General features: G+C 47.3%; 23 protein-coding genes, 1 pseudogene and 1 riboswitch. Of the genes and pseudogenes, 18 read left to right on the top strand and 6 right to left on the bottom strand.

Going from position 1 to position 24,153, the window contains the following annotated elements; all coding sequences use genetic code 11:
• Nucleotides 1-113: 113 nt before the first annotated feature.
• The 3 genes from pckA to hslR form a co-directional block, all read right to left on the bottom strand.
• Complete coding sequence (gene pckA, locus A8L45_RS10425) at nt 114-1,742, bottom strand: phosphoenolpyruvate carboxykinase (ATP) (protein WP_068901961.1); 1,629 nt, start codon at nt 1,740-1,742, stop codon at nt 114-116.
• A 325-nt stretch (nt 1,743-2,067) separates the two neighbouring features.
• Entirely contained in the window at nt 2,068-2,943 is an 876-nt protein-coding gene (gene hslO / locus A8L45_RS10430) for an Hsp33 family molecular chaperone HslO (protein ID WP_068901963.1), read from the bottom strand.
• Between the two features lie 19 nt (nt 2,944-2,962).
• Nucleotides 2,963-3,373, bottom strand: a complete 411-nt coding sequence (gene hslR, locus A8L45_RS10435) for a ribosome-associated heat shock protein Hsp15 (protein ID WP_068901965.1) — start codon at nt 3,371-3,373, stop codon at nt 2,963-2,965.
• A gap of 288 nt (nt 3,374-3,661) precedes the next feature.
• Here hslR and gspC point away from each other — a divergent pair, with 288 nt between their 5' ends.
• The 14 genes and pseudogenes from gspC (at nt 3,662) to cysQ (ending at nt 16,236) form a co-directional block, all read left to right on the top strand.
• Nucleotides 3,662-4,591, top strand: coding sequence for a type II secretion system protein GspC (gene gspC, locus A8L45_RS10440; RefSeq protein ID WP_083228292.1), 930 nt, complete (start codon nt 3,662-3,664; stop codon nt 4,589-4,591).
• A gap of 23 nt (nt 4,592-4,614) precedes the next feature.
• Nucleotides 4,615-6,612 (top strand): type II secretion system secretin GspD, encoded by a 1,998-nt coding sequence (gspD, locus tag A8L45_RS10445; protein WP_068901967.1) that lies wholly within the window; start codon nt 4,615-4,617, stop codon nt 6,610-6,612.
• Nucleotides 6,613-6,652: 40 nt separating this feature from the next.
• A pseudogene (gene gspE / locus A8L45_RS10450) lies at nt 6,653-8,142 on the top strand (type II secretion system ATPase GspE).
• Nucleotides 8,142-9,362, top strand: coding sequence for a type II secretion system inner membrane protein GspF (gspF, locus tag A8L45_RS10455; RefSeq protein ID WP_068901968.1), 1,221 nt, complete (start codon nt 8,142-8,144; stop codon nt 9,360-9,362). Before gspE ends, gspF begins: the two are co-directional and overlap by 1 nt.
• Nucleotides 9,363-9,413: 51 nt before the next feature.
• Entirely contained in the window at nt 9,414-9,851 is a 438-nt protein-coding gene (gene gspG / locus A8L45_RS10460) for a type II secretion system major pseudopilin GspG (protein ID WP_068901969.1), read from the top strand.
• A gap of 3 nt (nt 9,852-9,854) precedes the next feature.
• Entirely contained in the window at nt 9,855-10,421 is a 567-nt protein-coding gene (gene gspH / locus A8L45_RS10465; protein ID WP_068901970.1) for a type II secretion system minor pseudopilin GspH, read from the top strand.
• On the top strand, nt 10,418-10,777 hold the full coding sequence (gene gspI, locus A8L45_RS10470) for a type II secretion system minor pseudopilin GspI (RefSeq protein ID WP_068901972.1): 360 nt from the start codon (nt 10,418-10,420) through the stop codon (nt 10,775-10,777). Before gspH ends, gspI begins: the two co-directional genes overlap by 4 nt.
• Nucleotides 10,761-11,423, top strand: a complete 663-nt coding sequence (gspJ, locus tag A8L45_RS10475; RefSeq protein ID WP_068901974.1) for a type II secretion system minor pseudopilin GspJ — start codon at nt 10,761-10,763, stop codon at nt 11,421-11,423. Before gspI ends, gspJ begins: the two co-directional genes overlap by 17 nt.
• Nucleotides 11,423-12,439, top strand: a complete 1,017-nt coding sequence (gspK, locus tag A8L45_RS10480) for a type II secretion system minor pseudopilin GspK (protein WP_068901976.1) — start codon at nt 11,423-11,425, stop codon at nt 12,437-12,439. The genes gspJ and gspK overlap by 1 nt, the downstream gene beginning before the upstream one ends.
• Nucleotides 12,405-13,622, top strand: coding sequence for a type II secretion system protein GspL (gspL, locus tag A8L45_RS10485; RefSeq protein WP_068901978.1), 1,218 nt, complete (start codon nt 12,405-12,407; stop codon nt 13,620-13,622). The genes gspK and gspL overlap by 35 nt, the downstream gene beginning before the upstream one ends.
• The gene (locus A8L45_RS10490; protein WP_068901980.1) at nt 13,619-14,101 is read left to right on the top strand and encodes a type II secretion system protein M; all 483 of its coding nucleotides are present in this window, start codon (nt 13,619-13,621) and stop codon (nt 14,099-14,101) included. Before gspL ends, A8L45_RS10490 begins: the two co-directional genes overlap by 4 nt.
• Nucleotide 14,102: 1 nt before the next feature.
• Nucleotides 14,103-14,852: a type II secretion system protein N gene (locus A8L45_RS10495; RefSeq protein ID WP_068901982.1), complete on the top strand. Its 750-nt coding sequence runs from the start codon at nt 14,103-14,105 to the stop codon at nt 14,850-14,852.
• An 11-nt stretch (nt 14,853-14,863) separates the two neighbouring features.
• A complete protein-coding gene (gene nudE / locus A8L45_RS10500; RefSeq protein WP_068901984.1) occupies nt 14,864-15,418 on the top strand; it encodes an ADP compounds hydrolase NudE in 555 nt (184 codons plus the stop codon).
• Between the two features lie 2 nt (nt 15,419-15,420).
• Nucleotides 15,421-16,236 carry a 3'(2'),5'-bisphosphate nucleotidase CysQ gene (cysQ, locus tag A8L45_RS10505; RefSeq protein WP_068901986.1) on the top strand — a complete coding sequence of 272 codons (816 nt, stop codon included), beginning with the start codon at nt 15,421-15,423 and terminating at the stop codon, nt 16,234-16,236.
• A gap of 32 nt (nt 16,237-16,268) precedes the next feature.
• Here cysQ and sthA read toward each other — a convergent pair whose 3' ends face one another.
• Nucleotides 16,269-17,684: a Si-specific NAD(P)(+) transhydrogenase gene (gene sthA / locus A8L45_RS10510; protein WP_068901987.1), complete on the bottom strand. Its 1,416-nt coding sequence runs from the start codon at nt 17,682-17,684 to the stop codon at nt 16,269-16,271.
• A 259-nt stretch (nt 17,685-17,943) separates the two neighbouring features.
• Between sthA and fabR the strand changes: the two genes are divergently transcribed.
• Nucleotides 17,944-18,588, top strand: coding sequence for an HTH-type transcriptional repressor FabR (fabR, locus tag A8L45_RS10515; RefSeq protein ID WP_068901990.1), 645 nt, complete (start codon nt 17,944-17,946; stop codon nt 18,586-18,588).
• 3 nt (nt 18,589-18,591) lie between these two features.
• Complete coding sequence (locus A8L45_RS10520; RefSeq protein WP_068901993.1) at nt 18,592-18,960, top strand: YijD family membrane protein; 369 nt, start codon at nt 18,592-18,594, stop codon at nt 18,958-18,960.
• A 70-nt stretch (nt 18,961-19,030) separates the two neighbouring features.
• On the opposite strand, the gene trmA is transcribed toward A8L45_RS10520, so the two are convergent.
• Entirely contained in the window at nt 19,031-20,137 is a 1,107-nt protein-coding gene (gene trmA / locus A8L45_RS10525; RefSeq protein WP_068901995.1) for a tRNA (uridine(54)-C5)-methyltransferase TrmA, read from the bottom strand.
• Nucleotides 20,138-20,307: 170 nt separating this feature from the next.
• A riboswitch (cobalamin riboswitch) is annotated at nt 20,308-20,494 on the top strand.
• Between the two features lie 46 nt (nt 20,495-20,540).
• Here trmA and A8L45_RS10530 point away from each other — a divergent pair.
• Nucleotides 20,541-22,463 (top strand): TonB-dependent receptor family protein, encoded by a 1,923-nt coding sequence (locus A8L45_RS10530; RefSeq protein ID WP_068901997.1) that lies wholly within the window; start codon nt 20,541-20,543, stop codon nt 22,461-22,463.
• Nucleotides 22,464-22,607: 144 nt separating this feature from the next.
• Nucleotides 22,608-23,414 carry a glutamate racemase gene (murI, locus tag A8L45_RS10535; RefSeq protein WP_068902000.1) on the top strand — a complete coding sequence of 269 codons (807 nt, stop codon included), beginning with the start codon at nt 22,608-22,610 and terminating at the stop codon, nt 23,412-23,414.
• On the opposite strand, the gene A8L45_RS10540 is transcribed toward murI, so the two are convergent.
• The gene (locus tag A8L45_RS10540) at nt 23,392-23,844 is read right to left on the bottom strand and encodes an RNA recognition motif domain-containing protein (RefSeq protein ID WP_068902002.1); all 453 of its coding nucleotides are present in this window, start codon (nt 23,842-23,844) and stop codon (nt 23,392-23,394) included. The two genes, murI and A8L45_RS10540, sit on opposite strands and share 23 nt — an antisense overlap.
• Nucleotides 23,845-24,153 lie beyond the last annotated feature (309 nt).

Here is a 24,153-nt window from a genome sequence, read left to right on the forward strand (position 1 = left end):
TCAGGTTGGCGTAAAAAAGGTTCCTATTCAACCTTCATCGAGAGGTGGCGTGAAGAGGTTAATAAAATAAAAGCCCCGATACAGCGGGGCTTTCAAGGAAGTTAGCTACTATGTCAGAGCTGAGGACCTGCTTTGACCAGTGCTTCACCTTCTGCAGTGTCTGTGTATTTCGCGAAGTTTTTAACAAAGCGCTCAGCAAGATCTGTCGCTTTCTCTTCCCACTCTGTGCTGTTTTCGTATGTGTCGCGCGGGTCGAGGATCGCTGGATTCACACCCGGCAGTGATGTTGGCACGCTGAGGTTAAAAATAGGCACATTTTTCGTCTCAGCTTTGTCAATCGAACCGTCTAGAATGGCGTCTATAATACCGCGTGTGTCCTTAATCGAAATCCGCTTGCCTGAGCCGTTCCAACCCGTGTTAACCAAGTAGGCTTCCGCATTTGACGCTTCCATACGTTTGACCAGTACTTCCGCATATTGAGTTGGGTGCAAGGTCAGGAAAGCGTTGCCAAAGCAGGCTGAGAATGTTGGCGTCGGTTCTGTAATGCCACGTTCAGTGCCTGCCAGTTTAGCGGTAAATCCTGAGAGGAAGTGGTACTTGGTTTGTTCTGGTGTCAGTTTCGATACCGGAGGGAGAACACCGAAAGCGTCGGCTGAGAGGAAGATAACTTTGTTGGCGTGACCGCCTTTTGAAACGGGTTTGACGATATTGTCTATGTGGTACAGGGGGTAGGAGACTCGGGTATTTTCCGTTTTGGAGCCATCATCAAAGTCAACCGTTCCGTCATCCCTCACTGTCACATTCTCTAGCAGAGCGTCACGGCGAATTGCATTGTAGATATCGGGCTCTGCTTCCTTCGACAGGTTGATGGTTTTTGCGTAGCACCCCCCTTCGAAGTTAAACACGCCATCATCGTCCCAGCCGTGTTCGTCGTCTCCGATAAGTTCACGTTTGGGATCAGTGGACAACGTAGTTTTGCCTGTGCCCGATAAGCCGAAGAAAACAGCAACATCACCTTTTTCGCCCATGTTTGCTGAGCAGTGCATTGAGGCGATTCCCTGCAGTGGAAGGAAGTAGTTCATCATCGCGAACATACCTTTCTTCATTTCACCGCCGTACCAAGTTCCACCGATGAGCTGCATACGCTCAGTGAGGTTGAACACGGTGAAGTTCTCAGAGTTTAGGCCTTGCTGCTGCCAGTTTTTGTTCACGCATTTTGCGCCGTTTATCACAACAAAATCTGGCTCGAAGGTTTCCAGTTCCTGTTCGGTCGGGCGGATGAACATGTTTTTCACGAAGTGAGCCTGCCACGCTACCTCGGTGATGACTCTGATGTTTAACCGAGTATCCGGGTTGGCGCCGCAGTAGCCGTCAACAACGAAGACTCGCTTACCAGTCAGTTGTTCACAGACCTGCGATTTGAGGTCATCCCAGATATCCTGAGAAATGGGTTTGTTGTCGTTAATGCCTTGATCTGACCACCACAGGGTGTCTTTGGTGGTGTCATCTTTAACAATGTATTTGTCTTTCGGAGAGCGTCCAGTAAAGATACCTGTGTCGACGGAGACCGCGCCGAGCTCAGTCACCACACCTTTCTCGTAGCCACTCAGGCCCGCTTTGGTTTCTTCAATAAAGAGTTGCTCGTAAGAGGGGTTACGAATAATCTCTTCAACTTCATAAAGACCGTGGCGTGACAGATCTATCTGTTCTGCAACCTTTTGTTCGACGTTCGAAACGGTCATAGGTGCTCCTTGGGTAAGATGTTATATTTTATCGTCCTTGCTAAAACTTTAGGCCAATTTGTGGTGTAGGGTACGCATGGCCCAAAAGAGCAAATTAAGTTTACAAGCTGCAAATCGAGACAACTATCCCTCCCAGCGCCCGCGCACATATCTTACCGTCTTGTAACAGGATTTCGCTACCCATAAACAATTATTAATTAATCAAAATTAACTGATGGTAAATATAAGAAATCACTCAGTTTTTTGTGCGATGAGGCACAAAAAAAGCCACCTTTTTAGGCGGCTTTTCGTAATTTTGAGTCGAGTTAATTCTTTTTGCAAAAAATCAGTGAACGCTATCAGGTGCAGCTGATGCATCATTAAAAATTGCAGCGATATCAACACTATCAAAACTATAGTCTGAACCGCAGTAGTCACAGTGAAGACTCAATGAACCCATTTCAGCGACCATTTTCTCTACTTCTGTACGCTCAATGGCGGCAATAGCAGATGCACTGCGTTCACGAGAACAGGAGCATTTAAAAGTTACAGCCTGAGGCTCATAAAGTTTTACTTTTTCCTGATGATATAGTCGATAAAGCACTTCTTGAGCGTCAAGAGTGAATAACTCTTCGTTTTTCACAGTTTCGGTTAACTGCGCCAAGTGTTCGAAATCGTCTTCTGTCCCTTTTCCATCCGGAAGAATTTGCAGCAGCATACCAGCAGCTTTGACGTTGCCGTTTTCAATACCGCTTTTCAACCATAACCGGGTCTGCAACTGCTCAGAGCGCATAAAGTAGTCTTCTAGGCATTCCTGAAGGGTTTCACCCTCAAGGCCGACGATACCCTGATAACGTTCACCGTTAACGGGCTCTATAGTAATGATGATTTGACCTTTACCCACCATCTCACGCAACGTTTCAGGCATATCAACGCCTTCTTTCCAGCGGGCAGTGCCACGAAGCACCTGTTCATGGTTTCCGTTGATCACGGCGAGTGACAGGGGGCCATCGCCTTGTATCTGAACGCTGATGTTACCTTCAAATTTTAGGGTGGCAGTGAGAAGGCTGGTGGCAGCCAGCATCTGACCCAGAAGCTCTCTTACTGGCTCTGGGTAGGTTTTCGTTTCTACCATTTTCTGAAAGGTATCAGAAAGCTGAACCAGCTCCCCGCGAACCGACACGCCATCAAACACATAGCGGTGCAAACTGTCTTGGCTCATAGAAAAATGCTCTCCAGCGTTAATCGTTTGTCTGTCTGAATTTAATGATGTCCCGGCGTTGTTTTTTGTCTGGACGCCTGTCAGGACTGGGGTTGTGGGCGTGAAGCTTGCGAGCAAGACTTTGCTGTTCTCTTTTTTGCAAGCTGTCATCTGTTTCCTGATACAAAAGTTGCGCCTCAGGAGCGCCACGCCGCTGACCGCTCACGTTAAGTATTACGACCGTTTTTTCGTCGTGTCCCTGCCGAAGACGAACCTCTGCCCCCACTTCGACAAACTTACTGGCTTTAGTTCGCTGACCATTGTAGTGAACCTTACCACCGTCAATCATGGTTTTTGCCAGTGAGCGCGTTTTGTAAAAACGTGCTGCCCACAGCCATTTATCCAGTCTGACTTGCTTATCGTTTGCATTGGCTTTTTGATCCGGCTTCAATATTTCCCACCATTTTTCATCTAAGGAGTAAACTTAACATAAGAAAGTAGTTTGATCAGCATCACACTGTTAAACGCAATATGTGGGCTGAGCGTTTACCTTTCAAGGCCAGATTGCAGTATGACAGGCAAAAAAACGCAGTAAAGTGTAAGAATGCAGAAAAAAAATGTTAGATTGCACAAGATAGAATTTGCCGTATCTGTGCAGGTAGCATTAGACAATTCGCGGCACGTGTAATCAGTTAATAAACAACGTATTGCAATTATTAGACGGGTTGGATGCACATAGATGTTGGCGGTAAATACAAATGTAAATAACCTCTTTTCTGGCGTAAGTAGTAAGGTTAATGACAAATTCATCAAACGCTTAGCGTCGTTTGTCACTGTAATTTTGATGGTCGTCTTTGCGTGGATACTCGGCCGGCTTGTCTGGCAAGCGTGGCAGCCAGAGCAGACGACATTTGTTGCACCTGTTGCAGCGCAGGTAGCCGCTAAGTCAACGGGTAAAGAGGCGTCTTATCAGCTTTCTTCTCTCGTAAACCAAAACTTTTTTGGTCGGTACACGGGCAACACCAAGTCCAAGCCTGTTGTGGCACCTATCAAAGATGCGCCTAAAACACGCCTGAATCTGACGCTTGTCGGCGTGGTGGCGACAAGTGACGAGTCACAGGGGCTGGCCGTTATTGCGAATCGTGGTCAGCAAAGTACTTATGGCATTGGAGAAGTCATTCAGGGAACACGAGCCAGTCTTGCCCGTGTGTTACCCGACAGGGTATTTATCCGAAATAATGGTCGTGATGAGGTACTCATTTTGGCGGGTGTTGATGAAAATTCCGCTGGAAAAAATGCGAGTACAACCTCCAGGCCAGTAAAGTCGTCTAGTAAAAGACCCTCTCCAAATGCGAATAATACCGTCGATGTATCGAGTATAAAAAAAGAGATCCTCAGCAACCCTCAGGCGTTACTGAAATACATCACCTTGTCTCAGGCAACGGACAGTTCAGGATTATTGGGATACCGGGTTGGTCCGGGCAGCGATAAACGTTTTTTTGATGCGTCAGGACTACAAAATGGTGATATCGCCGTCGAGCTCAATGGTGCCGACCTGCGAAATCCCTCAGAGTTGGGTCAGATCTGGCAAAACCTTGCTGATGCCGCTGAAGTCAGTCTGACAGTTATGCGGAATGGTCAACAGCACGTCGTATACATCAGTTTATAAAACGCTAAGAAGTGGAGAAAGAAGTGAAATACTGGAAGAAACCAAATGCCTGGATTCTGGCTGGTGCCTTAGCGTTCCAGAGCACATTCGCTATGGGCGGAGAATTTAGTGCTAGCTTCAAGGGTACGGACATTCAGGAATTCATTGAAATAGTCGGTCGTAACCTTGAGCGGACCATCATTGTTGATCCCGCAGTCCGCGGCAAGGTCAATGTCCGCAGTTATGACGTATTAAATGATGAGCAATATTATCAGTTTTTCCTGAATGTGCTTGCCGTGTACGGTTTCGCTGTCGTCGAAATGGAAAATGGGGTGATGAAAGTCATCCGCGATAAAGATGCTAAGCAGGCTGCTGTACCCGTGGTCGGCGATGGCTCAATTAAAGGCGATGCGGTAGTGACCCGAGTCGTTTCTGTTAAGAATGTATCAGTACGTGAGCTATCCCCGTTGCTGCGTCAGCTCATCGATAATGCTGGTGCAGGTAACGTGGTGCATTATGAACCTGCTAACGTCATCATGCTTACTGGGTCGGCGGCGGTTGTTAACCGGTTGGCTGAGATCATCGAGCGGGTTGACCGTGCGGGTGACAAAGAAGTTGAAGTTGTACCTTTGAAACATGCGTCAGCGTCAGAAATGGTACGGATTGTGGAGAGCCTCAAGAAAAAAGGCAACGAGAAAAGTTCATCTCCTTTGTTACAACCACAATTTGTTGCTGATGAACGAACTAACTCAGTGCTTATTTCGGGCGAACCTCAAGTCAGAGCAAGGATTCGCAAGCTGATTTCACAACTTGATCGAGAAATGGCCACTATCGGTAACAACCGGGTGGTTTATCTGCGTTATGCAAAGGCAGAAGATGTTGTTGAGGTGTTGCAGGGCGTATCAGAGAATCTGGTTGCTGAAAAACAAGGTGGCGCTAAATCTGCCGCGACTAAATCTGACGTGAAAATTTCAGCCCACAAAGGAACCAACTCGCTGGTGATCACTGCTCCGCCTGACATCCTCCGAGCACTTGAAAATGTTATTTCACAGCTCGATATCCGTCGTGCACAGGTTCAAATTGAAGCGCTGATCGTTGAAATATCGGACAATACTGGTGCCAATTTAGGCGTGCAGTGGGGCTCGTTGGATGGTGGTGGTATCCAGTTTGGTAGTTCGGGGGCGTCGGTGAGCAACTTCATAGCTGCTAAAGAGGCTGCCAAGAGTAGAACAAAAATCCAAACTGACAAAGACGGTAACATCACAAAGCTCACTGAAGATGGTGACCGAACGGCATTGGCCAAGGTGCTTGGCGGGATTAATGGATTGGTAACTGCAGCCGTGCTTGGTGACTGGACTGCGCTTGTGACGGCCGTTGCTGCTGACAATGAATCCAATATTCTGTCCTCACCTAACCTGACCGTACTCGACAATGAGGAAGCATCGTTTATCGTGGGTGAAGAAGTTCCGGTGATAACTGGCTCACAAACGGGCTCAAACAACGATAATCCATTCCAAACCGTTGAGCGTAAAGATGTTGGTATCAAGCTGAAAGTCACACCTCAGATAAACGAAGGTGATTCAATTCAGCTCAAAATCGAGCAAGAGATATCCAACGTCATCGGAGCCAGTGGTGCTGTTGATATTCGCTTCGGCAAGCGTCAACTTACCACATCGGTGCAGGCTAATGATGGTCAGATGTTGGTACTGAGTGGCTTGGTTGATGAGCGAACGGCTGAAAGTGAGCAGAAAGTGCCTTTACTGGGCGATATCCCTCTGTTAGGCAACCTGTTCAAGTCTACCAAATCAACCCGTGAAAAGCGCAATCTGATGCTGTTTATCAAGCCAACCATTATTCGTGATGGTCTTACTGCTGACGGAATCACTCAACGAAAATATAACTACATCCGTGCTGAGCAGATCCTGCGTGCGCAGGAAGATGTGAGTCTGATGCCTGGCGTAAAAACTCCCGTATTGTCATCTTATGGTAGTAACAAAACATTGCCTGCCGAGATCAGAGCGATTCTGAATGAATTGAGGTAGAGAGGATATGGATACCGAGGTTGTAGAATTCAGCCCGCAACTGGCTGACGAACCTTCTCTCCCCGTAGTCACCCGCTTGCCGTTTAGCTTTGCTAAGCGGCATGGTGTGTTAGTGGAGAGAACAGAACAAGGGTGGCTTTTGTATTACCGTGGGCAGCCCAAGCCTTCGGTCTTGGTTGAAGTAAGACGGTTTCTTTCAATGCCCTTTTCACCGATAGGGCTAATTGACAGTGAATTTGATGCCAAGCTTACGCGTCTCTACCAACGGGACTCTTCAGAAGCGCAGCAATTGATGGAAGACCTTGGCTCTGACGATGATTTTTTCGCGCTGGCTGAAGAATTACCACAAAACGAAGACCTTCTGGATTCTGAGGATGATGCTCCTATCATCAAGCTGATCAATGCCATGCTTGGTGAGGCAATTAAGGAAACAGCGTCAGATATTCACATTGAAACCTTTGAGAAGAAATTGTCGATTCGCTTTCGCATAGATGGCGTGCTGCGCGAAGTACTGAGCCCTGCGCGTAAATTGGCTCCATTACTTGTTTCAAGGATCAAGGTGATGGCCAAACTGGACATCGCTGAAAAGCGGGTGCCTCAGGATGGTCGTATTTCGCTGCGCCTGGGTGGCCGTGCGGTTGATGTCCGTGTATCGACCATGCCCTCGTCGCATGGTGAGCGGGTGGTGTTACGTTTACTCGATAAAAACGCCACTCAGCTCGACCTTGAAAGTCTTGGTATGACCTCAACGATTCATGACACTTTCCAGGAGCTGATAAAACGCCTCACGGCATTATTCTGGTGACGGGTCCCACGGGGTCGGGTAAGTCAACCACGCTCTATGCGGGTCTCCAGAGTCTGAACGGTGAAGAGAGAAACATACTTACCGTAGAGGATCCGATTGAATTTGATATTGATGGTATTGGGCAAACGCAGGTTAACTCCAAGGTAGATATGACCTTTGCCCGGGGTCTCAAGGCGATTCTGCGTCAGGACCCGGATGTGGTGATGGTAGGTGAGATCCGTGATTTGGAGACAGCACAGATAGCGGTCCAGGCATCGCTTACGGGACACCTCGTTCTTTCCACGCTTCATACCAACACAGCTGTCGGTGCTGTGACTCGACTACGTGACCAAGGTATTGAACCTTTCCTCGTTTCATCTTCACTGCTTGGGGTCTTGGCTCAGCGACTGGTGCGCACCTTATGCCAGAACTGCCGCGAGCCCTTTGAAGCTGACAGTCAGCAGAAAAAGTGGTTTGGTATCGATGAGAAAGACCCTTTGACACTATACCGAGCCGTGGGTTGTAAGCGCTGTAACCAGAAAGGATATCGCGGTCGTACGGGCATTCATGAGCTCTTAGTGGTAGACAATGAGGTTCAGGAACTGATTCATAACGAAGCAGGCGAGCAGTCGATAGAAAAGTATGTCCGGGCATCAACACCCAGCATCCGTGATGATGGTTTGAGTAAGGCGCGTCTTGGGATCACCACACTCGAAGAAGTACTGCGTGTGACCAAGGAGGCATAGTGGCGGCGTTTGAATATAAAGCTCTGGATGCCAAAGGCAAAACCAGTAAAGGGGTGCTTGAAGCTGATACAGCCCGTCAGGCGAGGCAGATACTGCGTGACAAGGGGTTGGTTCCGGTTGAGATAACCGCCACTCAGGAAAAGGAGCAAAAGAAGAATAAACAAGGCTTGAGCTTTAACCGTGGCATCAGCACCACGGATTTATCTTTGATAACTCGGCAACTGGCAACACTGGTGCAAGCTTCCATGCCGCTAGAGGAATGTCTAAAGGCAGTTGCAGAGCAGACAGAAAAGCCCCGATTAAAGAACATGATGACGGCCGTGCGTGCGCGGGTTGTTGAGGGATACACGCTGTCCGATAGTTTGGGTGACTATCCTCATATTTTTGACCAATTGTTCTGCGCTATGGTTGCAGCCGGTGAAAAATCTGGCCATCTTGGCCCTGTTCTAGAGCGTCTTGCTGATTACGTTGAGAATCGCCAACAGATTCGCAGCAAACTCATCCAGGCAATGGTGTATCCCATCGTACTTGTCGTGGTGTCTATCGCTATCGTGGCATTTTTGCTGGCAACTATAGTGCCTGACATTGTTGGGAACTTTGCTCAGTCGGGGCAAGAGTTACCGCAAATCACTCAGGTCTTGCTTGCAGCCAGTGATTTTGTGACTCACTGGGGATGGTTGGTGGTATTGGTGCTTGTGACCATCATAGTGGGTACAAAACTTGCCCTAAAGGACGAGGGGCGCCGTCTTGGCTGGGATAGGAAGACACTTGTACTTCCGATTGTTGGCAGGGTATCACGTGGTCTCAATACCTCTCGGTTCGCCCGTACGCTGGCTATTTGCACATCAAGTGCAATTCCGCTTCTTGAGGGAATGAAAGTAGCCTCTGATGTTATGACTAACACTTGGGTGAAAAGTCAGATTATTGAGGCGTCAGAGAGAGTGAGAGAGGGAGCCAGTCTTCGAATGTCACTCGAAAAATCGAAACTTTTTCCTCCAATGATGCTCCATATGATTGCAAGTGGAGAGCGAAGCGGCGAGCTTGAACCAATGTTGACTCGTGCAGCAGACAATCAGGATCAGGATTTTGAAGCACAGGTCAATATTGCGTTGGCAGTGCTGTCGCCGATGCTGATGGTGGTGATGGCGGGCGTCGTATTATTCATCGTGGTGGCAACATTGATGCCTATGATTGCCATGAACAGCCTAGTTGGGGCTTAATTTTATTTTTTAACAACAGATGTTTTGTTGTTTTCGGAGGAGCGCGTTTATATGCAACGTCGTCAACAGGGTTTTACCCTTTTAGAGATCATGGTTGTTGTCGTGATCATTGGGATTTTGATGAGTCTGGTTGTGCCAAACCTACTTGGCAGTAAAGATCAGGCTGATAAGCAAAAAGCAATAGCAGACATCACGACGCTGGAGTCTTCTCTTGATATGTATTACCTCGATAACAGTACCTATCCGACCACGGATCAGGGACTGGAGGCATTAGTCAATAAACCGACAAGCACGCCAGAGCCGAGAACGTATCGCGATGGAGGATATATCAAGCGTTTACCGAAAGATCCATGGGGTAACGAGTATCAATATTTGAACCCGGGTGAAAATGGTAAGATTGATATCTTCACGCTGGGTGCTGATGGTCAGGAAGGCGGTGACGGCACGAGCCAAGATATCGGTAACTGGAACATGCAGGATCAGAAATAACGCATGTATTACCGGCGTCAGACGGGTTTTACACTGCTGGAGATCATGCTAGTACTGGTCGTACTGGCATTGAGCGCAGCAGTGATCCTTCCAAATATCCCCACCAATAAAAATGATGCAGTGAAGGAAGAGTCTCAGCGATTTTTCCGTCTTGTTCAATTGTGGTCGGAGCAGGCTATGCTCTCGACAGACACCTTCGGTGTCAGGGTAGACAACAATAACCGCTATCACTTAATGCAGTTGACCTCAGATGATTGGGTCAAGGTTACGAAAGGGCGCTACAGCAAAGACATTGAGTTGCCTGAGGGCGTGACGATTGAGTTGGAGGTGGGTGGTTTCACTGATCAGGAAGACCGTCTGTTTGATCGCGACAGCCTGTTCGATGACACTCTTTTTGCCGACGAGGAAGAGAAGGAAAAAGTCGAACCACCACAAATCATTCTCATGGGTAATGGCGAGATCATTCCTTTCAAGCTCACTTTCTACACCGATGATACCCCTCTTTGGTTGGTCGAAGGTAACGAGCTGGCTTCTTTTAAGCTCGAACAATTGGATAAGGATACCGAGTGAGAATAAGAGGTTTCACCCTTATCGAAGTGTTGGTAGCGATGACAGTGTTCGCTGTCGCAGCGTTGGCTGTGATCAAGTCAACCAGTCAGCATACCCGTTCACTGAGCTATTTAGAGGAAAAAACCCTTGCCTCCATTGTGGCTGACAATCAGTTGACTCTCTTGTTCTTAAACGGAGAAAAGCCCGCGTCAGAAAAAAAAGGCAATGTTGAGATGGCGGGTAGGACTTGGTATTGGACGCTTAAGCCGACAGCAACACAAACGGGACAGCTTCGTGCGATAGACATGCAGGTCTTTACCTCAAAAGAACGGGCCAACAATATTATTTCAGTGAGGACGTATGTACCGACGTCCTAACAGTATTAAAAAAACACATGGTTTCACCCTCATCGAAGTGATTTTGGCCCTGGCTATTTTTGCCTCAGTGACCCTTGTCGCCAATCAGGTATTAAAAAATATCCTGACCAGTAGTAAACAAACTGAAGAAGTAAGTGAAACCCTGAAGCAACTTCAGCGTGCTTTGGTGATCATGGATAGCGACTTTAGACAGATTCTGGCCCGTCGCTACCGCAATGGGGGCGAAGAACCGCAAAATACGCTGATTGAACTCGGTGACTCTGTCATCGGTTCAGATGCCGCAGGTGTTCGCTTTGTCCGTGGGGGCTGGGTTAACCCGCAGAGCCTTTTTCCCAGAGGCGAGGTGGTTAAAGTCGGTTATAGACTGACCGATGAAACACTGGAACGTGTCAGGTGGATGTATCCTGACGATAGTTCAGCCACAGAGCCCGCTGTGGCGACGGTACTTGATAACGTATCCTCTCTGTCGTTCGAAGTGTTCGATGACGGGGAATGGAAAAAAAATTGGGATAAACCCGATGTCATGCCAAGCGCTATTCGGATAAAAATGACATTGGCGCGTTATGGTGACATTGAGCGCGTATACCTTCTGCCTGCCCAAACGCTTCCTTCACTGGATGGTGTGCAACAAGGGGACATATTCTGATGAGCAGAAGACAACGCGGCGTCGCTCTCTTGGTAGTGATGTTTATTATGGCTCTCATGACGTCGCTGGCGATGAATATGACAGGCCGTCTGTTTGTTAATTTCAATCGTGTTGAGAGTCAAATACGCTACGAGCAAGCTTATTGGTACACTATGGCGGTCGAGCAATTGACAGGCGCTGTACTGAAGGCATCTATTCCTGACTCTGGTGCTGTGACGCTTGCTCAGGCATGGTCAGTAAAAGATCAAACTTACCCGGTCGACGGTGCGACTGTCACGGGTAGTATCATTGATAGGCAGGCGTGCTTTAATTTAAATGCGTTTCAGGCGGAGAAACCCACACAGAACGGAACGAACCCGCCACTGGTGACAGCGTTACAGCAACTGCTCATCTCGCAGGATATAGACAGCACGGAGGCGGAGAACATTGCTTCTGCCACCTGGGAGTTTATTGACCGAGACACTAACGTTCAGTCGGCTCTCGGCGTCGAGGACAGTGAGTATGAATCGCGTAACCCTGCTTATGTAACGCCGAATGGCTTACTTGCAGATGCTACGGAATGGCGTGCGGTTAATGGAGTGACCCAACAAATTGAGCGAAAAGTTGGTCGTTTTCTCTGTGCCATTCCCTCAGATACCGCTACCTTAAATGTAAATACGTTGACAGAAGATGATGCGCCTGTTTTGGCTGCACTTCTTCACCCAAACCTGTCAGTCGACCAGGCGCGTACTCTGATAAAGAATCGAGACTCAGTGGCTGGCTGGTCTGATGAAGATGCATTTTTGTCCGACCCCATTTTTGGGCAGTTGGGCCAACCAGAAAAAGACAACCTCAAAAAATATATTGGCGTTCGCAGTCGTTTCTTTGAGGTGGACAGTACGATAAAGCTTGATGAGGCACGCTTCCGCACCCGTGCTCTTTTGATGCAGGATGAAAATGATAGCAAATATACGGTTGTGCGCCGACGCTTCGGAGGAGTGAGTGAGCGAAATACTGACGATAAGACTAAGCAGTGATGCAACGTCACCAATACCTTGGCTGGTGTGGTCACCCACTCTGCAAAATGTCATCGCATCGGGTGAGGCGGACAGTCTTGCCCAATTAAAAACATATAGCAAAGAACGTGAAATCGTGGCACTGGTTGATGGCTCGGCCGTGTCTGTGATCAGCGTTGAAATACCCAAGGGCAGTGAGCGTCAACTCGAGACTGTTTTACCTTACCTGTTAGAAGATGAGTTGACGCAGGATGTTGAGCACCTCCATTTTTCCTTGTTGTCGAAAAAAGGGAGCACAGCAGATGTCGCCATCGTCTCCCATCACCAAATGGAGAGCTGGCGAGGGCGATTAGAAGAAGTGAGTATGCCGGTTAGGCGGCTCATCCCTGACTTCATGGCATTGCCAGTTACTGAAGACGCGGTCAGTGTTGGTCAATTGCAGCAGCAATGGTTAGTGAGAGCGGACCAAAAAAATGGAGCTACGCTTGACTGGGAATGGTTGCCTCTGTGGCTGACCAATCAGTCCTCGGATAGCGACAGTGATGATGTGTCCTTGCTTGAAATCGCATGCTATAGCCCGCTACCTGAAGAAGAGGTTGTGGGAAACTGGCGTGTAGAATCCGAAGAGCTTTTTATGTTGACACTGGCTCAGGAAGCTCATCGCTCGACGGTTAATTTACTCACTGGCCGATACAAACAGCAAAGCCAACTTCTTAAGTACATTAAACCTTGGCGACCTGCTGCGATTGCAGCCACGCTGGTTGCCGCTGTACTGGCGGGTGAGCAGTTCATGGCGATTACACAGATGGAGTCTCAGGTCGATGCCTACCGTCAACAGAGCGAGCAACGCGTCCGTTCAGTTCTGACGGGCATTCGAAAAATTCCGACCGAGAGATATCTGCGCCGGATAGTGAATAATGAAGTAGAGCGGCTTGCGGGGAGTGGTGACTCATCCGGCAGTGTTCTTTTGTGGTTAAGCGAGCTCAGGCCAATGCTGGCTTCAGTGCCTGTACTGACACTTGAATCGCTCCGGTATGACGGTAAGCGACAGGAACTTAGGATGAATGCCAGAAGCAAGGATTTCTCTGATTTTGAGCGCCTTAGAGGTGCATTGTCTGATAAATATCAGACAGATCTGGGACAGCTCAAACGTGATGGCTCTGGTGTGACAGGCTCGTTTGTTCTGCGGAGGAAACAAGTATGAATGCATTGGTGACGTATTGGCAGAGTCTTTCATCACGTGAACAACGCTTTCTGCTTGTGGCCTCAGGGTTCATCTTTATCGCTGTTCTATATTGGGGGGTGCTCGCGCCCCTGCAACAGCGGGCAGAGATAGCAGAAAACCGATTGCGGTCAGAAAAAAATCTGTTGAACTGGGTAGAAGGTAAGGCAGCTGAAATAGAAAGCCTGAGAGCAATTAAAGGAACAGGTCAGGCAACAGGTAGACCCCTGCAGCAGGTGGTAACAAGCAGTGTCGGTCGGTTCAACCTTGAAATTATTCGGCTAAACCCGGTAAAAGATGAAATTCAGGTCTGGCTCAAACCTATGCCATTTAATATCTTGTTGAAGTGGATCGATCATCTATCTGTCCAATACGGTGTAGGAGTCATATTCCTCGAGTTGGGTAAAACCGATACTCAGGGCCTTGTTGAAGTTAAACGCTTGCAGTTGGGGCAAAAGTGATATGAAACGAAAGATTTCGCTCTCTTTACTGCTAATTGTGGTATTTACTGTTAGCTTGGTAGCTCATTTACCCGCCAGACTTGCTGTAAATTATTTGCCCGCTTCAATGGGTGTCCGATTGGCTGGTGTGGACGGTACTGTCTGGCAAGGCACTGCAAAACAGGTCAGCTGGCAGAACAAGCCCATGGGACGATTATCGTGGGAGGTACACCTCCTTCAGCTGTTTCTCGGGAAAGCCGATGTGTCAGTAGAGCTGCGTGGCGGGGTTAATGGTCTGGACGGCAAAGGACATGTAGGTGTCAGTTTTGGTGGACCGTATGCCACCGACTTTATACTCTCAGCACCTGCTGAGATGGTGCTGAGAAATGTCCCCGCACCTATTCCTGTGACGGCCACCGGATCTGTCAACTTAGTGGTTAAGCGGTATGAGTTTGCTTCGCCATGGTGTAAAGAGTTAGACGGTCGGTTGAATTGGGTGAATGGTGCCGTCTCTTCTCCCGTCGGAGATATTAGCGCCGGGGATGCAATGGCGAACCTGTCCTGCAATGCGGGTAGCCTTTCTGTAAGAGGTGACAGTAAGTCAGCTTCTCTTACTTCTAATTTCTCTCTGGAACTTGCTCCGGATCAGTCGTACAAAGTGGATGGCTGGTTTATTCCCGGCAGTGAGTTTCCAAACCAGCTGCGTCAGCAGTTGAGCTGGCTGGGTCAGCCAGACAGTAACGGAAGGTATCCGCTTAAATTCAATGGCTAGGTGTCTTGCTTATGGTAAAGAAAAACATAGGGCCGGAAATTCTTGATTCCCGCATTGTCGCGAGTTCTCGTCTGTTCAAAATAGAGTCGCTGGATTTGCGTTTCAGCAATGGTGTTGAGCGAACGTATGAACGGATGAAGTCCAGTGGTCGCAATGCCGTGATGATTGTTCCTGTCACAGAGAGCAACGATCTGTTATTAGTGCGAGAATATGCCGCTGGTACAGAGAGATATGAACTAGGCTTTCCTAAAGGGTTGATCGATCCTGGTGAAACTGTTTTGGAAGCGGCAAACCGGGAGTTAAAAGAAGAAATTGGCTTCGGTGCTGCGACATTGCTGCCACTCAAAGAGGTGGTACTGGCACCATCGTACTTTTCCAGTAAGATGACCCTGTTATTAGCAAAGGGCTTATATCCAGAGAAGCTTGAGGGCGATGAACCTGAACCACTGGAATTGGTCCGTTGGCCTGTTAGTCAGGCTGAAGAGTTAGTGTCACATGTAGATTTTGGGGAAGCCCGCAGTATTACAGCATTACTGCTGGCACTGAAACAGCTTTCACAGGAGTAGTCATGGAGCTGTCACAGCTGCTGCCATCCGTTGTGGAGATCGCCAGAGAGTCAGGTCAACTGATACTCGAGATTTACCAGGATGGTAATTATGAAGAGAACATTAAAACTGACGACACGCCCGTCACCAGTGCAGATATTGCAGCCCATAAGCTGCTGGTGGAGCGTTTGTCGGCGCTGACGCCTGATATACCTGTTTTGTCTGAAGAAGATGCAGAAATCCCCCTTGAGCAAAGGGAGAGATGGAAGCGTTATTGGCTGGTTGATCCTTTGGACGGCACACAGGAATTCATCGCTCGAAGTGGCGACTTTGCGACCATTATTGCTCTTATTGAAGATCACCAACCTGTGATGGGCGTGGTATACGTTCCTATCTCTGATGTTGCTTATCACGCATACAAGGGACAGGGAGCATGGAAGGTGATGCCGGATGGGACCAAACACCGTCTGTCTGTTCACAAGCATGAAGATGTGATGGGATCTCTGTCTGTTGCAATCAGTCGACGACAGGATATTAAAAAAGTGACTGACTGCCTTGAGCCGAGCCGTCACTATGATCTGGTACCTCTAGGGTCTGCTGCCCTTAAATCCTGTTTGGTTGCCGAGGGAGCAGTCGATTGTTACCTGCGTCTTGGCCCGACGGGCGAGTGGGACACAGCAGCCACACAGTGCATCGTTGAAGAGTCTGGTGGGCGTATTCTGGATATGACACTGTCTCCGCTGTCTTATAACGAGAGAGAGTCTCTGGAGAACCCAAACTTTATCGTCATGGGTGACATGGCTCTGCCATGGAAAGAGATCATCCGGTTGGAAAGTTGACGGAGCCTGCTGGCTCCGTTTTTATGTTCGGTTCAGAATAACCGATTAAGGCCGTTGAGAGCGGCAACGCGATACGCTTCCGCCATCGTTGGATAGTTGAACGTGGTATTGACGAAATAATCGATAGTATTACCTTCGCCTTTCTGCTCAAAAATCGCTTGTCCAATGTGTATGATTTCTGCCGCACGTTCACCGAAACAGTGAATACCAAGAATTTCACGTGTGTCTCTATGAAACAGTATTTTTAGGCTGCCAACATCCATCCCCGCTATCTGAGCACGGGCGAGATGTTTAAACTGTGCTCGTCCCACTTCATAAGGTACTTTTGCTGCTGTGAGTTCCTGCTCTGTTTTACCTACTGAGCTGATCTCTGGAATGGTATAAATACCTGTCGGTATATGGTCAATGAGACGGGCAGTGGCCTGTCCATTATTGATTGCCTGAGCGACAATGCGTCCCTGATCGTAAGCGGCACTTGCAAGGCTTGGATAGCCAATAACATCGCCAACGGCATAGATGTGGCTGACGTTTGTCTGATAACTGTCATTGACGTCAAGTTGACCTCGTGAGTCCACCGTTAGCCCGACTGCATCAAGATTCAACGTGTCAGTATTACCTGTTCTGCCGTTAGCGAAGAGCAGGCAATCGGCCTTCATTTTTTTGCCAGACTGAAGGTGCAATACAATACCGTCATCTGTCCCTTCTATCTGCTCGTAGGTTTCATCGTTGCGGATGAGCACCCCGTTATTCCAGAAATGATAGGACAGAGAATCTGACATCTCGTTATCCAGAAACGAGAGCAACCTGTCGCGGGTGTTGATCAGGTCAACCTTTACACCCAGCCCACGGAAAATTGATGCGTATTCACTGCCTATGACGCCCGCTCCATAAATAATCACATGTCTTGGGTCGTGCTCAAGAGACAAAATGGAGTCGCTGTCGTAAATGCGCGGATGAGAGAAATCAATATCGTCAGGGTGATAAGGTCGTGAGCCTGTGGCAATTACAAATTTATCAGCAGTGTAATATTCAGACGTGCCGTCACTCTGTCGCACTTCAATTTCATGTTCACCGGTAAAACTGGCTGCACCCCGAAGTATGGTGCACTGATTACGATCGTAAAATCCCTGACGCATTCTGGTTTGTTTGCCGATCACAGATTGCGCATGGCTGAGAATGGTCGAAAACGTGCTGTGGATGTGGCTGTCGTTCTGTGTGTAGATTGGACTTTGATTGAATTCAATGATCCGGCTGACAGTATGCCGGAGTGCTTTCGAAGGAATCGTACCCCAATGGGTACAACCACCGCCGACAGCGTCCTCTCGTTCGACAATGGCGACGTTTAGGCCGGCTTTTGTCAGTCCCATAGCGGCACCTTCTCCTCCCGGACCACTGCCAATAACAATGACATCGAACTGGGACGATACAGTAGGGGAAGCGTTGCTCATATCCTTTTGGCCTTTTTGTTTTTGTGTTGTTAATTGATTGACACCATAGTTTAACTAAGGGCGAAATCTCATGAAACAATCAACACATTTCCAGCGTAGCTGATCACGGATATTGTGCTGAAAGAGCATCATCCTAGGGGTAATCTTAGGTGATTTGGTGATCAGGTGCAGGAATCGGTCGCTGGTGTTTCATAGAAACTGAACAATGAAGAAAAAATCGGTATAGTCTGCCGTGACAGTTCATAGGGTAAAACAGGCGATGGGAATTCGAGCACAACAAAAAGAAAAGACCCGGCGTTCATTAATTGACGCGGCATTCAGACAATTGAGTGCAGACAGTAGCTTTTCCAATCTGAGCTTGAGGGAAGTCGCCCGGGAAGCAGGGATTGCCCCTTCTTCTTTTTATCGTCATTTTAAAGACATGGATGAACTGGGCCTGACGATGGTCGACGAAGGAGGACTTATACTCCGTCAGTTGATGAGGCAGGCCAGACAACGCATAGCCGCGGAAGGCAGCCTGATAAGGACATCAGTTGAAACTTTCATGGAATTTATTGAAAGTAGCCCAAACGTGTTTCGCTTGTTGCTTCGTGAACGTTCGGGAACCTCGTCTGCTTTTAGGGCAGCTGTGGCCCGGGAGATCCAGCACTTTGTTGCTGAGCTGACCGAATATTTTGAGGCCAGTAACCACCTTACGCATGAAGAAGCCTATAATCAGGCAGAGGCATGCGTGACTTTGGTTTTCAGCTCCGGTGCCGAAGCTCTTGATCTTGATAAACGAGCAAGGGCGGAACTTGCAGAACGGTTAATCATTCAGTTGAGAATGATTGCAAAGGGTGCCCTCCTGTTCCGGATAGAACGGGAAAAAGGGGCATCCAAGGATAAACTAGCATTAGGTAGGTAAAATATGGATTCTAATTCTCACTCAGAGCGCAAATTTCTGGTTCTGGCCACACTGGCTGGTATTTGCGGGAGTGCGTCGGTGGCGACCTTGTTTGTAAGCAGTGTATCTTTTTCTTTCTTCCCGATCATCGCCTTTGCTTTGGCTGTGTATTGCTTCTATCAGCAACACCAGAACCAGCCATTGACTGAAGGAACGCCTTTGATCGCTTTTGCCTGTTTCTTGGTTGGAGCTTTCGGCTACTCTGCATTTATCCGCATGCAAGTGCCAGATCTTGGTAGTAACTTCTTCTCTATCATCATCACTATGGCACTTGGACTTTGGGTATGCCATAAAACGGGTGTATTCGACAACCAGAATACTGTGAGCAAGTAATCTTCTTATTGATTACAGGTTACCCCTCAAAAACAAAAGGAGCTTTTCAGCTCCTTTTTTGTGTTAGAGATTATTTTCTCTCAAGCATCACGCCGGCTTCCATGTGATGGGTATAAGGGAACTGATCAAATAGCGCGAAGCGAGTAATACGGTGCGTTTCTGATAGCATCGCCAGATTGTCTTTGAGCGTATCTGGGTTGCAAGAAATGTAGAGTATACGATCATAACCTTGCACCATTCGGCAAGTATCGTCATCCATACCTGCTCGCGGTGGATCGACAAAAATCGTATTACATTGATAGCTTTTCAGATCTATATTCGCTTCCTGTAAGCGTCGGAATTCGCGTTTCCCTTCCATCGCCTCGGTAAAGTCTTCGGCAGACATACGAATAATCTGCACATTGTCGATGTTGTTAGCCGCAATGTTGTACTGAGCCGAGACAACGGATGGTTTCGCTAACTCAGTAGCCAGTACTCGGTCAAAATTCTCCGCCAATGCCATAGAGAAGTTACCGTTACCACAATAGAGCTCAAGCAAATCTCCTTGGCTATCCTGCGTGCAGTCAATCGCCCACTCCAGCATTTTTTCAGCGACCTTACCATTTGGTTGGGTAAAGCTGTTTTCAACTTGCTGATAAGTCAGCTTACGGTCACCAACAGAAAGCTGCTCGACAACATAGTCCCGATCCAGTATCCATTTTTGCTTCCGAGCGCGGCCGATTATATTGAGGTTGAAGCCTTCATCATTCAAACGTTGTTTAAGGGCTTTTGCTTCTTTTTCCCACTCTTCATCGAGCTGACGATGGTAAAGAAGGGAAACCAGAATTTCGCCACTCAGCGTGGAGAGAAAATCAACCTGAAAAAGCTTACGACGCAGTGTATCAGAGGGCTTCACTCCATCGAGAAGCAGCGGCATCAGATCATTGATGAGCCTGCTCGCTTGGGGGAATTGGTCAACACGATACTTTTGCTTCGTTGTCTGATCAAACATGATGTAATAGAGGTCATCTCCCTCGTGCCAGACGCGAAACTCCGCCCTCATTCTGTAGTGCTTCTCCGGTGAGGGAAACACTTCAAGTTCAGGTGCATTGTACTCGGCGAACATGGATGTCATGCGTGCACTTTTTTCATCCAGCTGTGCCTGATACTGTTCAGTGTCGAACGGGGTGTTGCTCATATTACGGAACCTGCAATTTCAAAAATGAGCGCAAATTGTAAGAGCCTCGTGGACATTGTCCAGCATTTCGTTGACTTTTTCGCCAACACAGCACTGAAACAAACGTACCAATTCTGGCTGTTTTCCCAGCGTAATACTGAAGACAACATAGTTTCTTATTCTAATTATATGATGTGACTCGTATAATCTGTCGTTCTTTCATCAGCTGGGAATCCGGTGAGACTCCGGAACTGACGCGCAGCGGTAAGAGGAAACGAAAGTAGCAGGGTTAAGAGCCAGACACTGCAGAATTCTGTGGGAAGTCGCTGCCGTAGGCTGTCCTTAAGTCCGAATATCAGCTGGTATAACAATATGGTATCAGGATCTCCTGACATCATTAGATACACGCGAACATGGATCTGATATGTCTAAAAAACACCTGGTAGCAGGACTGCTACCTCTGGCGGCCTTCGTGCACGCCCAAACCGCGCTTGCGGCCGATGAAACAATAAAAGTAATAGGGCGTTCAATATCTGACTCAAACGTTCTCGACATACCCGCCAATATTAAAGTCATCACCGCTGAAGATATCGAAGCCAGTGGTGCAACTGATTTGTCCACTCTACTCCGCGGTAAGTCGGGCATCGAGATCAGTGATACCAACAGTGGCCCCGTTTTTTCAATGCGGGGATTCGGCGCAAACGGCGCCCACAATACCCTCATATTAGTTGATGGCAGAAAGTTGAATAAATTTGATCTGTCAAAGCCTCAAATTGACTCTATCCCTCTCAACAACATTGCGTTCATTGAGATATCGTCTGCCAGCGCTGGCGTATTATATGGCGACCAAGCTGTAGGTGGCGTGATCAACATCATTACCAAAGCACCGACTCAAGCAGGTGGCACTCTCGGGCTTGAAGTAGGAAGTTTCGATACTCGTGGGGGAAATGTAAGCTTCGCCGGTCCGCTTAATGATGATTGGAGTTACTACGTCTCTGGTAGTCAAAAGAACAGTAAAAACTACCGTGATCACAATGATAGTCGGCTCGGCAGTATTCTTGGCCGTATCCAGTTTGATGGAGAAGGCAGGCAGTTCTTTGCTGAGTCTAGTTATTATGACAATACGCGTTTCTATGCAGGCTCAATCACCAAGCAGCAATTTGAAGAGAATCCAAGGCAGGCTAACGCTGGCAGTGGGAATGACTATAGCCATGAAATGACATTTGCTAATCGCATAGGATTAGAACAGCAATTGACTGATGGTTGGATATTGCAGACTAAACTGATTAGCGATCAGACCAAGACGAACGGTTACCTTTGGAGTAGTTTTACCCGAAAGCTGGAGAGTTACAGCGGAGATGTGCAGCTAGAAAACAGTTGGAAGTCTGCCAATGGCAACGGGAAGCTTTTATTAGGCATTGATGCTGCAAAATCTCGATATGTCTATTCAGCAAATCGAGGATTAAAACAAAACAAGCTATCTTTGTATTCGGTATTGAATCTGCCCCTCAGTGAAGGCTTTTCGGTAACGGCTGGTGGCCGCTCAAGTAAAGTAGAAGATAATGTCAGAGACTCAGCATTATATCCGCAGGGAGAAAAGCTAGAGGCATCAGCAAGTGCTGCTGAACTGGGAGTGAATTATCAGTTCTCCAAGGCCCAACGTGTATACGCCCGAATCGATCAAAACTTCCGTTTTGCAAAGATCGACGAACAGGCCTACACATCACCGGGTGTATTTGGGCTTAAACCACAAAGAGGCACATCCCTTGAGTTTGGTTGGAGCGCTGATTTTTACGCGCATTCACTCTCGGTCAATCTTTATCGTCTAGATATCAAAGATGAGATCATTTTTGATAGTTCTGCTCCAACGCCGATTAATGGTTCTTTCCAAGGTGCGAATGTCAATGCGGATAAATCCCGACGCGATGGCGCGAATATAAATTGGACATGGAATGTCACACAAGAGCTGTCGACAGGCTTGGACTACAGCTACATTGACGCAAAATATACCGCAGGGAAGTACAACGGTAATAGGCTTCCTTGGGTCTCCACTCATTCCGGCAATGTATTTGCTAACTATATGCTGACACCTGCTTGGAATATCTATGCGGGAGCCAGTTATTCTTCAGAGCGCTATGTGTCTGGTGATAAGGCCAACCAAATCGAAAAATCAGATGCCTATTGGCTAGGTAGCCTCTCTACACAATATCGTCTCAATGACTGGAGTCTAATGCTGAGTATCGAGAATGTTACCGATGAGAGATACTCCGCCAGCACCAACAGTTGGGGAGGTTACTATCCGGGTGATGGACGAAGAGCAACTATTAGTGCTAATTATGATTTTTAACGTTTAAATTAGGCGGGATGCTATCGTAAAACACGGATGAGTATCCCGCTTCAACGATCATCTCTGCTACCGACGCGTCGTTCTTCACTTCGAACATCTCTGTCAGTATGATAGTTACCAGCTAACAGTTATGGGGTAAAAGCTTTGAAATCTATCCTGGTATTTGATTCAGGAGTTGGTGGCTTGTCTGTATATCAGGAGATTAAAAGAAAGCTCCCAGACCAACACTATATTTACGTATTTGATAATGAGGCCTTCCCATATGGCGAGCTTGACGACGATGTACTCATTGAAAGAGTCAGTGGAATAATCAATACACTATGCCAGCAGCATGAAGTCTCTCTAATTGTTATTGCGTGTAACACCGCTAGCACTATCGTTTTACCCATCCTAAGAAAGGCTCATACTATTCCCATTGTCGGTGTCGTTCCGGCAATAAAACCTGCGGCTGCTTTGAGTAAAAAAAAGTCGATTGGAGTTTTGGCAACGCCTGCTACGGTCTCTAGAGATTATACCCAGTCACTCATTAATGAATTCGCGCCAGATTGTGAAGTAACGCTTGTTGGAACAACAGAGTTAGTTTACATGGCAGAAAATAAAATAATGGGTAGAGAAATAAGCAAAGTAACACTTAGCCAAATATTGCAGCCTTTTTATCAGAAGACTGACTGTATTGTATTAGGGTGCACTCATTTCCCATTACTCAAAAATGAAATTCAGGAAATACTTGGAAAAGGTTATACCGTTGTTGATTCTGGAGCAGCCATTGCGAGGAGAGTAGGCGAGTTATTAAATAGTGTTGAAAGAATTGGCGATGAAAATTTCACCGCCCAAAGTGAACGACCAAATATTGCTTATTGCAGTGCCTATAAAGATCAAATACAACAAATAGAAAAAGAGTTGGCCACTGCATTCGATTTAAAAGAAATTAGGCGCGTGCCGTTTTTCTAGGGTCATTCGCCTCACGCACCTTAAGGGTACGATCACCATACTCACTATTATTTAGATTTTCGATGGCAGTAGGCGCTTGTTCAGCTGCCATAACAACAAATCCAAAACCACGTCGCTTTCCAGTTCTTTTATCTTTCATCAATCTCACAGCAAATACTTCACCATGTTGTGAAAAGAGTTCTTTTACATCAGCCTCATTTGCACGGTATGGCAAGTTACCAACATAAATTGTTTTACTATGAACAACACCAGCTCCAGACGGGTAGCTAGATTGGAGTCTGGTAACAATTAAGGTGAGTACTACACCTGTTGTAATTGAGCCAAGAGCAAAAGAGTAGGCTGTCGATAGTGTGGGGTTAGAGATATCAAGCAATAAAGAGCCGCCGATGGCTAATATTGCGGTAATTAATAAGCAAATGGTTGGTCTCATAATCGTATAACTTATTTGAGTGGACAGAATTTAAAGAAAATAACAAATCAAACTGGTTAAAATTAAATCACATGTAATTTTGATATTACGTAGATTGCTAATCAATTGCTAGTTAGTGAATGTGATGATTATCCAATGTTGCAATAACTTGTTATTAAGAGAGTTTAGGGTGAATTTTGAACACTCAAAAATATTTCTTATAAAAACCCTTGCCAATGTGATCTTTCTCTCTATAATGCCGCATCACCGACACGGAGAGCGGCTCCAAAATTGGAAAGCGCTTCAAATCGGTACGACGAAAACGGCATC

The sequence above is a fragment of the Veronia pacifica genome (assembly GCF_001707825.1).
GTDB classification, from domain to species: Bacteria; Pseudomonadota; Gammaproteobacteria; order Enterobacterales; family Vibrionaceae; genus Veronia; species Veronia pacifica.